Below are 1,630 nucleotides of genomic sequence, written 5' to 3' on the forward strand. Positions count from 1 at the left end.
GTCCCGGCACCGCGCTCGGAACCGGTCCCCCCGCCGTCGGAGCAGCCCGCCGGCGCCCTGCTCGCCGCCCCGGCGCCGGGGCGCGCGGCGGTGGTCGTGGCGCCGCGCGAGGCCCGGTTCCCGACCGCGAGCCAGGCGGTGCGCGACGCCGAGGGCGCCGTCGTCGTCGTCACCTCGCACCCGCCGCTCTGGCAGGAGACCAAGGACTCCCGCGCCAAGCTGGGCCCGGTCCTCCTCTACGACCCCGGCCATCTCTGCGACACCCCGGCCCGCCTGCACTGGTCCCCGGTCGCGGGCTGCGAGGACAGACAGCGCGCGGCCCAGCGCGCGGCCGCCCTCCTGGCGCCGGTACGTCCGTCCGCCAAGCTCGACGAAGCCGTGGCCGACACCGCTGAGACCCTGCTGCGCAGCTATCTGCACGCGGCCGCCGTCGACGGCCGCACCGTCCGGCACGTCCACCGCTGGTCGCAGGGGAGCCAGATCCAGGACGCCGTACGCACCCTGCGCACCCACCCGAAGGCGGCCCCGGGCTCCGCGGGCGAGCTGGAGGCGGCGCTGACCGCCCATCCGGAACGCCGCGACATGGCGGTGGAGTTGACCACCAGGGCGCTGTCCGCACTGTCGATGGTGAACATCCGCGAGGCGTGCACACCGCACCGAACTGATGCGCTCACCTTGGATTCCTTCGTCCACGAAGGGGGCACGCTTTATGTGGTCGGTGAATCCATCGAGGACCCCAGGAGCCATCCGGGCGCGATGCCGCTCCTGACGGCCCTCGTCTCCAGCGTGGTCGAGCGCGGCCGGCGCATGGCCGGACGGTCATCCTCCGGTCGCCTCGACCCACCAATGACGCTCGTCCTGGACGACGTCGCCGCGGTGGCTCCGGTGCCCCAACTGCCGGAGCTCCTGGCCACCGGAGCGGACCGGGGCATGCCGGCCCTGGCCCTGCTCCGGTCCCGAGAACAGGCCCGTTCCCGCTGGCCCCACCACGAACTCCCGTTCTGAGCCAGGCCGTTCACGGCCGTTCCAGCACGAACTCCAACTCGGACGCCTCCGGCTGACCGGGGAGGGCCACGATCACGCCGCTGGGCGCGAACCCGGTTCTGCGGTAGAAGCGCTGCGCCCGACCGTTGTCCTCGTGCACGATGAGCCGCACCCGCTCCACGCCGCGCGCCCACGACCACTCCAGGGCGGCGTCGAACAGCACGTCGGTGAGCCCGCTGCCGCGCTCCTCGGGCCGCACGAACACCCCGACGACGTGCCCCTGCTTGCGTTCGATGGGAGCTCCGGCCCAGTCCGTCGTGCCGGGCTCCTCGATCAGCACCGTCAGCGTGGCGACCCAGGACCCGTCCGGTCCCTCCGCGATGATCTGCTGCGCGTCGTCGGCACCGTCACAGGCCCGGACGGCCCGCTCCTGCCAGTATCCGTCGGGCCGCTGCAGGGCCTGCTCGTAGGTCTCCAGGAAGGCCAATGGCGCGATCGGGTCCTGAAGCGCCGCGAGCCGCAGTTCCTTCGCGGCCGGCCACTCGTCGGCACGGATCGACCGGATGACATAGGACCCGGGACTCAAGGTGCTCATGACCGCCACCGTAGTACCCGGGTACGGCCACCCGCGAACGGATTCTCCTGG

General features: G+C 73.0%; 2 protein-coding genes. One reads left to right on the forward strand and one right to left on the reverse strand.

Annotated features, from left to right (window positions below; genetic code table 11):
- Positions 1–1,005 (forward strand): type IV secretory system conjugative DNA transfer family protein (locus SZN_RS37000; RefSeq protein ID WP_007506466.1); only part of this gene is annotated, 1,005 nt, incomplete at its 5' end.
- Between the two features lie 10 nt (positions 1,006–1,015).
- Here the strand turns inward: SZN_RS37000 and SZN_RS37005 are convergent.
- On the reverse strand, positions 1,016–1,579 hold the full coding sequence (locus SZN_RS37005) for a GNAT family N-acetyltransferase (RefSeq protein WP_007506467.1): 564 nt from the start codon (positions 1,577–1,579) through the stop codon (positions 1,016–1,018).
- Positions 1,580–1,630 lie beyond the last annotated feature (51 nt).

It is taken from the genome of Streptomyces zinciresistens K42 (assembly GCF_000225525.1).
GTDB lineage: Bacteria > Actinomycetota > Actinomycetes > Streptomycetales > Streptomycetaceae > Streptomyces > Streptomyces zinciresistens.

Coding starts and splice junctions, on each gene's coding strand:
- SZN_RS37005 (WP_007506467.1), bottom strand. CDS start 1,579: ATGAGCACCTTGAGTCCCGGGTCCTATGTCATCCGGTCGATCCGTGCC.